Annotated in this window: 6 protein-coding genes and 1 pseudogene; 6 read left to right on the top strand and 1 reads right to left on the bottom strand. The window is 43.0% G+C overall.

Going from position 1 to position 6161, the window contains the following annotated elements; translation table 11 throughout:
* On the top strand, nt 1-307 hold a 307-nt coding region (locus F6K20_RS20750; RefSeq protein ID WP_287295871.1), incomplete at its 5' end, for a hypothetical protein.
* A 42-nt stretch (nt 308-349) separates the two neighbouring features.
* Here the strand turns inward: F6K20_RS20750 and F6K20_RS20745 are convergent.
* Entirely contained in the window at nt 350-547 is a 198-nt protein-coding gene (locus tag F6K20_RS20745; protein ID WP_287254190.1) for a hypothetical protein, read from the bottom strand.
* Nucleotides 548-819: 272 nt separating this feature from the next.
* On the opposite strand from F6K20_RS20745, the gene F6K20_RS20740 reads away from it, so the two are divergent.
* From F6K20_RS20740 to F6K20_RS20720, 5 genes and pseudogenes are all read left to right on the top strand, one after another.
* Entirely contained in the window at nt 820-1581 is a 762-nt protein-coding gene (locus tag F6K20_RS20740) for a hypothetical protein (protein ID WP_008184446.1), read from the top strand.
* 303 nt (nt 1582-1884) lie between these two features.
* A complete protein-coding gene (locus F6K20_RS20735) occupies nt 1885-2712 on the top strand; it encodes a hypothetical protein (RefSeq protein ID WP_008184443.1) in 828 nt (275 codons plus the stop codon).
* Nucleotides 2705-3634, top strand: a complete 930-nt coding sequence (locus tag F6K20_RS20730) for a hypothetical protein (protein ID WP_008184439.1) — start codon at nt 2705-2707, stop codon at nt 3632-3634. The genes F6K20_RS20735 and F6K20_RS20730 overlap by 8 nt, the downstream gene beginning before the upstream one ends.
* A 4-nt stretch (nt 3635-3638) precedes the next feature.
* Nucleotides 3639-5873, top strand: a complete 2235-nt coding sequence (locus tag F6K20_RS20725) for a hypothetical protein (RefSeq protein ID WP_008184437.1) — start codon at nt 3639-3641, stop codon at nt 5871-5873.
* Nucleotides 5874-5881: 8 nt separating this feature from the next.
* Nucleotides 5882-6161: pseudogene (locus tag F6K20_RS20720) on the top strand (hypothetical protein); the annotation flags it as partial.

The raw sequence follows: 6161 nt of genomic DNA, 5'->3' as shown, positions 1-6161 counted from the left end.
AGGTGCGCGCCTCCTAGGCCGGGGAACCCGGCCTTGGGTCGCACCTGTGGAATGGGCATCAGGCGTGGAACTGGCATCTTGTGTAGAACTGGCATCTTGCCAGTTTCCTCCTTATTTTCGAGCGGGCAGGATGCCCACTCTACTCCTATTGATTCCAAGATTCAGCAATGCCAATGCCAAAGGTGGTGCGTTACGGGGCGGATGCTGTTGGCGAAATATTTCGCGAACTTACCTTGAAGCCCGATCAGCCCTCACCCCCAGCCCCTCTCCCAACCTTGGGAGAGGGGAGCAGATTACGGCAGAATAAGGGTTTCACGAATTCGCCAGCAGCGTCCGCCCCTAAGGCACCCTAGGTACTCTCTTCTTGATCCATGGGCAGACCTATATCAAAAAAAAGGACAAACTTGGCATTAGGCATCAGAGGTTTCAGAGCCTGCAAATAGCTCTCGCCATCAGAACGGTTGCGGAACCGAGCGAATACTACTGGTTGCCTCCGTGGTGATAGGCGAATCATAACCCATGGGTATAGGCATGGACGATAAGACATAATATGAAGTTATCTCCTTTAAGGGGAACCCAGAGCCAGCCTTGAGCCTACGAAAATCCCTAGGCTGGCTCTTCCCGTGGATTTTATGTCCACAATTTGATTGTAGCACAAAAAATATTATATTATAGCATATTTTTTTAATTTTTGTAACAAATTCTTGAGGTAGTCGGGAGCTTCGACTTCCGACTCCCAATCCCGACTCCCTAAAACCTTGCACCTCACCGATTGATAAAGTTGGTACTATACCATAAAATAGTAATCTCGACTAGACGGTGGCAGTAATTTACATAGGCGATCGCAATACCGGCAAGACAGCCTTAGCCATTGAGTTAACTAACTCTAAATTTGACTATGTCCATATTCCCAACCAGAGTTACGACAACCTGAAGGCACTCTTCTTTGATGAAACAGAAGACAAATTTCGACCCACACCAGTTGATCCCACCAATGTCTATAGCACTCGTTACCTTGAGGTAGAAGTAAAGTTACCGGCTGGTCGCAAGACCATCTCTATAGACTGGATCGATACTCCGGGGGAAGTCTGGCGCAAATCCTGGCAGCTGGATAATCCCCAACAATGGCAGCAGGTATTGGCAGCAGTAAAGCAGAGCGAGGGGATTTTGCTAGTCTTGCCACCCTATCGGGAGATGCTATCACCCCAGGCTCCGGTAGACTTCTCGGAATTTCCTACTCAACAACAGTGGTGTAATAGATTTCAACGGTGGGTAGATTTTTTTCATAATGATTGCCCCAAGGTACGACATATTGTGATTTGCTTAAACAAAGCCGATCTATTTTGCGATTTAGAGCAAGAAGCCTTTCAGCTTGCCTATGATCCACTGCGTTCTCGGAAAAACTGGTATCAACGTAATAGCTATGTTTCCCAGCGCTACTTTCGACCAGTGCAACGTCAACTAGTAGCCATGACTAAACCTCCTGCGGGGGTGCCTGTGCGTTGTTTTATTACCAGTATTTATAATCGTGCTCTGTTAGAACTACCCTGGATTTATTTAGCCAGCTTTCTTGCTAGTTAGGAGGTAAGCTATCAGTTATCAGCTATCAGCTATCAGCTATCAGCTATCAGCTATCAGCTATCAGCTATCAGCTTCAGTTATCAGCTATCAGCTATCAGCTTCAGTTATCAGCTATCAGCTATCAGCTATTAGCTATCAGTTATCAGTTATCAGTTATCAGTTATCAGGTGATCTGCACGCTGAACAAACCCTTTAAAATAAAACACCTAAGCTTTGTTTAATCTTAGTTACGTCTACTGACCGCTGACCGCTGACCGCTGACCGCTGACCGCTGAATGCTTACGTTAAGAGAGGAATTACAAGATGGGAAATATCTTTGTCATTGGTCCGCGAAAATCAGGAAAAACCACTTATTTAGCTGGTTTGGCTTATTGGTCCGAGCGAAAAATGGCTTTTAACCAGAAGATGTTTACCGTCCACCCCTTGAATGAAGATGCTAGACATCTTGCTGAACAAGCTAGAAATATAATCCTGTCAGGAGATTCCTTAGAAGGCACAAGACTTCCTTTAGGAGGGGTTAGTGATTTACCTGTTTACTCCTTTCAGATCGAAGTGAAGAGAAAGCTGCATAAGAACGAAACGATTAACCTAGTTGTTAAAGATGCTGCTGGAGAACTTTTTGACGAATTAGAATCAGGCTTTATATACCATAAACACGAAGATTTATTTCAAGAATTATTAAGTAAGGATGTAGGGGGATGTTTAATTTTCCTGACTGGGTGGCAAGGAAATAGTGATGAGTATTACGCTCAAAAATTGAGGGTTTTTACTCAAAAACTCGATTTCTATGAAAGAACCAAAGACTTACGGGTAGCGGTGGCCATCACTAAATGTGAACGAGGGGAACTGTGGCCGGGCAGGCTTGATCCAGGAGTTGACTTGTTTGATGTGCATTTACGACAAACTAAATTATTGCTTCAATCGGAGATTGCACCAGAAAACTTGCGCTTTTTTGCTTTATCAACCTTTGGGGTTTTGGGTCGAAATGACCCCAGACCTAATCGTATCAATGAACCAGGATGGGATGGAGAAATGTCAGTGCTGAGAGACCCTGATAAATGGCAACCCTATAGTATATTTTCTCCCCTTTATTGGCTCAGTACAGGCAACAGGATAGGAGTCAATGTTTAATAAGTGGTTAGGAAAAAACAAGTTAGGGAAAAAAATCCTGCCTAAACCAGCACAACTGAGTGCTAGTGTGCGGGTGATTGGAGACCGTAAATCTGGCAAAACTACCTACATGGCTGCCTTGGCTCGTTGGCCTGGAGCTGACCCCTCCACCAGTCCAGTGCAGACAGTAACACCAATTAATGAAGATGGGGAAGCACTAATCGAGAAAGCCAAGAAAATTTTAGAACAAGGGGAGCAGTTAGAAGGCACTCCCTTGGATGCTAAGGCCGATGAAGTTAAAGATTATAGTATCGAGATAGTTCTCAAAGACCAGTTTTCCTGGCGGCGGCTGAAGACCAGCTTAGGTTCCTCTTTGGTAAGGCTCAACATAAATTGTAAAGACTATTCTGGAGAGTTTTTCCAAGATGTGTTGTACCAAGCAGCTACCCCCTTGCTTCGGGATTACCTAGAAGATGCCGTGCAAGCCAACGGCATTATGTTACTGGTTGATGGCTTAGCTAATCGCAAAGACAAAGAGTATGCCAATGGTCTGGATAAATTTTTGATCGCACTAGACCGAGCAGAAACAGGGGTGATACACCGGCGCATTGCCCTGGTTCTCACCAAGTGCGAACAGCCTGAGTTATGGGTAAATCGCCATCAACCGACGTATGTAGCAACCGCTCGCTTTCCTGAAGTTATGAAACGATTGCAGGCTTGGGAGCAATCGGGACCTGGAAGCATTGATTGCTTCACCACCTCGGCTTTTGGCATGTTGGGGGAGCGCCATCCAGAACCAAACATGAGGCGTATTAGTCGAGACCGTGAGGGAATTAAGGAATCAATCCTGAAAAATCCCCAGGGTTGGAAACCCTTTGGCTTAGTAGCTCCGATCTACTGGCTTTGTACTGGCCAACGGCATAGAAAACTAGACCAGGAGTAAAACAATGGACTCTTTTAATGGTAATTCTATTACTATTACTGTTGAAATTTACGAATTTAGCACTGGTATCAAGGCTGAGATCACCCCAGATGGGGGCTGGATATCCAGAGGCTTCACTGGACGGTACATGAATGTCACTTTACCCCAGATTCCCTATACGGTCGAGCGCGCGATCGCTAATAAACGATTTGCTGTAGTTGAGGGTGCTAATAGTAACCAGCCAGCAGTAATTGGTCGAGTTGTGCCAGGAGAGCCCGATTCTTGTATACCGGATTGGTCAGTGGTGGCAGTGGTGAGTCGGGGTAGGGATGATGGGGGAAGACCTCTTTCAGTCTATCGTTATTTCCTCTGTCAGGGGGCAGATAGTCTCGGTAAAATCCTGAGCTGGATGGAGGACTATGCCCAGCGAGTAGGCCATCTGCCTGTTTTTAATCCTTTTGAGACTAGAGTAGATCCTTCACAAGAGATTTCTATACCACCTGAAATCCCCTCAGAGAAACTTGAGCACAAGTTTGAGCATAAGTCTGTGCCGATAGTGCTCTCATGGCAGCATAAGCCTAATTTCAGACTGATTAACAAAATAGCTGAAATAAAAGCTGGAGCTGAGCCGGTATCCTGGGCTTACAATGCTCAAGCCTTAGAGAACCCTTGGAGCTTTGTTGTGATTCATCCAGCCAGTGAGCGTGCCTATGGAAGTTTTCTGCAAGTGAAGGCTAATCGTCCCTTAGCTCTGATGCCAGCAACGGTAGACGAACAGGCACTCAAGTCAGCAATTAAACGCTTGATCAACAGTTCTCAGGTGAAATCAGAAGCGGTTCGTCAGATAGCAGGGGCGTTAGGGAACCAGAAAATTACTTCAGACTACTGGCACAGGTTATTTGATGATCAAGGAGCCCAACATGCTCTGAGCCAGAACTTATATACTCCTCAATTCATAAGATTGATAACTCTCAGAGCCATGGTGATTCCAGAAACTCTACCAGAGTTTTTGGATTGGTTGAATATCAAGGGTGGTAGACATAAACCTGACAACAATCAAGTCATATCCTTAGAGTTTCAAGAGGCTATTGGTGACCAAATCCCACCGGAGCTACTTGCTAGGGGCATCAAACTTATCCTGCCTAAACTGCTCGAAAAACAAATCACTCCTGAAGCTGTTCATTGGTTACTGGCAGCTCGTCACAGTGCCTGGAAACATTACCGCAAGCAGTTTATCAATGATGTTCAAGCTGATTTAGAAATGATTAGTAGTTTTAATCGGCGGTCATATAGTTCAGAGTCCAACTCTTTCCGTTGTGGAGATAAAATTTGGAATAGATTAAAATATTTGAAAGTAATTCGCCGCCGACATAGACACTCTGAACCTTATTACAAGCCTCTAGCTAAATTGTTTGAATGCCTGAGAGAGTATCGTTTATCTGCCTATTTTTATCAGGTTGGTTTTGGTGGAGTACCAAAGGAAATATTTAATAAAGCTTTTCCAAATTCACGTAAATCGGTTCAAGACGCTTTTGGATTGCCTATCAAGCCAATGATGACTCCACAAGAACAAATAAGTAAGCAATATTCTGGGATTTTAAACTTTATATGGAATAATAGAGACTATTTTTCGATTATTATAGGATTATTTTTAATTTTCTCGCTTAGTTATAAATTTATTCAAAAATCCGGAGATTATATCAGTTATATAAACAGGCAACTATCAAACAAAAAAAAAGATGTCAAAAAAAAATCAAGTACTACAAAGAGTGCTGTGGTTACTCCAACCCAGCCTACTTCAGGACAGAAGGTCAATCTTGCTCCTGAAATGACTAAAATTGAGAAGGATAAAGCACTTGCGGAATTTCCTAAAACCACTAGTCAAGTAATTTCGAGAATAGTCCAGGAATTGACTAATGATCTCAAAGGTATACTACCACAAGATCTACCAGCAACACCAGATAAACGAGAAAATGAAATTGAAGTTGTCAAAGCACTTAAGACAATTCTTAAAGACCCAACTCTCAATTATACTGGTGCAATTGAAAGAAAGGTAAAACCTGAAAGTATAAAATATTTAAGTACGAAATGGGTAGAAGCTATTTATGCATATCAAAAAAATAAAGGGATTCAGTATGATGGTATCATAAATTATTTACCTGGAATATCTGAATCAACCTATGAACAATTAAAGTATGATACCAAAAAAAATCTTGAACAAGTAGATAATAGAACCCAAAATAATCAAAATAAAACATGATGTAAAAAATGCGGATTTACCTTTACATACTAGCTGGAATAACCTCAGCATTAATTGGCTGGAATATCGGTCAAGTCGCCATTACTAACCTAGGCTTGTCAAGGCTAATTCCAGAAGAAATTGTCCTATTTCCGTGCATTGCTATCTCCTTAGCCGTGGGAATGGTAATTAATGAAATCTTTATTAGTAACCCCACCAGACTTAAACTAAACCTCCGCATTGCCAAAATTCCGATCCTGATTGCTGTTGGCTTAGGAATTATCATCGGTTTAATTTCTGGAGTGATTT

Source organism: Moorena sp. SIO2C4, from assembly GCF_010672485.1.
Taxonomy (GTDB): Bacteria; Cyanobacteriota; Cyanobacteriia; order Cyanobacteriales; family Coleofasciculaceae; genus Moorena; species Moorena producens.
The sequence above is the reverse complement of the archived record's forward strand: the minus strand, read 5'-3'. Positions and strand labels throughout refer to the sequence as shown.